This is a genomic window from Pseudomonas sp. LM13 (assembly GCF_041381355.1).
Taxonomy (GTDB): domain Bacteria; phylum Pseudomonadota; class Gammaproteobacteria; order Pseudomonadales; family Pseudomonadaceae; genus Stutzerimonas; species Stutzerimonas frequens.
This window is the reverse complement of record NZ_JACBXH010000118.1, coordinates 1-1,163: the sequence shown is the minus strand read 5'-3', so window position 1 is coordinate 1,163 and position 1,163 is coordinate 1. Positions and strand designations below refer to the sequence as shown.

Below are 1,163 nucleotides of genomic sequence, written 5' to 3'. Positions count from 1 at the left end.
CGACGATCTCACGGGGCTGGTCGGAGACGACCTGCACCCGTCGGGCAGGAACATCGGCGTGAACCCGCGCAGCCGGGTCGACGGACTGGATGGCGCGCGTGACGCCTCGGACGCAGCCGCCGCAAGTCATGTTCTGGATGTGGAACGTCTGCATGGGACAACTCCTGTTGGTTTGCGTACGGCTATCATGGACCTTGCCATCGTTGGAAGGTCAAGGGTTCACAGGCCGGCCGCGCAAGCGTTGACCTTCCCACCGTGGTAAGCCACAGACTCGGCCATCGACCCCATCGTACGGCGAGATGAACATGGGGCCATGCCGAGATAAGGGGAAAATTCACTCACATCTCTCCTACCTGATTGATTTATCAGGCCTTTTCCATGATGGGGATTTTTATGGAAGCATGACGAGATAACGGAGAAATTAAGACATTCAAACCATAAATGTTTGATTTCTAGGCTTTGTGTTGCTCTCACATGCTTGCGCATGTTCGCCCCCCCCAATTAATCCCAAGGCATCCTTCTCCCCAGTGATGGTTCGAGGCGGCCTTCGCGACATCTTCCATTTTCGGTCTCGAATGTGGGCTTGATGGCAGCTGTAAACTTTCTCTCCTCGGAGGTGAGGATCATGCGGCACGTTGCAATGCAGCCAACGGAAACGACTTCAGACGTTACCTGTGACGCTTGTTGCCAAAGCACAAGTATTGAGGGCTATGGCCAGCAGTTTGGCGTTCTTCAAGCGTGTTGGGGCTATGGTTCCAAGCATGATGGTGAACGTTATGAGGTTCACCTCTGCGAGCCCTGCTTTTTCCGAACGCTGGCCATGCTACGTCGGGAGCGAATGGTTAACACCATGTTTGATGATGATCTTGACACCAATCAGGATGAGTTCGGTTTGGTGCGCAAGGATGATTTTTGGGCCGAAGGTTGAGTATGCCGTGTTGGCGCTGATGGAAAATTGACCCACCCTGCCGATTGAAATTTGACCCAGGGCGGATTGCTGATTTTGTTACCAGCAACTGTGGATAAGTCTACCAGCGCAGCTGCTGTTGCCCCCACTCCTTCGCTAGCCCAGTTCAGTTGTTTAAGACCTGCCACACGCAGCCATGTAGCAGGCCGTCGTCGCCATGAAATCAGAACGGCTCATCGTCCTCCGGTTCCTGGCT

At 54.2% G+C, this 1,163-nt stretch carries 2 protein-coding genes; one reads left to right on the top strand and one right to left on the bottom strand.

The window, feature by feature from the left end:
• Nucleotides 1–154 (bottom strand): heavy-metal-associated domain-containing protein (locus HZR81_RS23580; RefSeq protein ID WP_500129394.1); only part of this gene is annotated, 154 nt, incomplete at its 3' end.
• Nucleotides 155–625: 471 nt separating this feature from the next.
• On the opposite strand from HZR81_RS23580, the gene HZR81_RS23575 reads away from it, so the two are divergent.
• Complete coding sequence (locus HZR81_RS23575) at nucleotides 626–928, top strand: hypothetical protein (protein WP_174824670.1); 303 nt, start codon at nucleotides 626–628, stop codon at nucleotides 926–928.
• The last annotated feature ends 235 nt before the right edge of the window (nucleotides 929–1,163 follow it).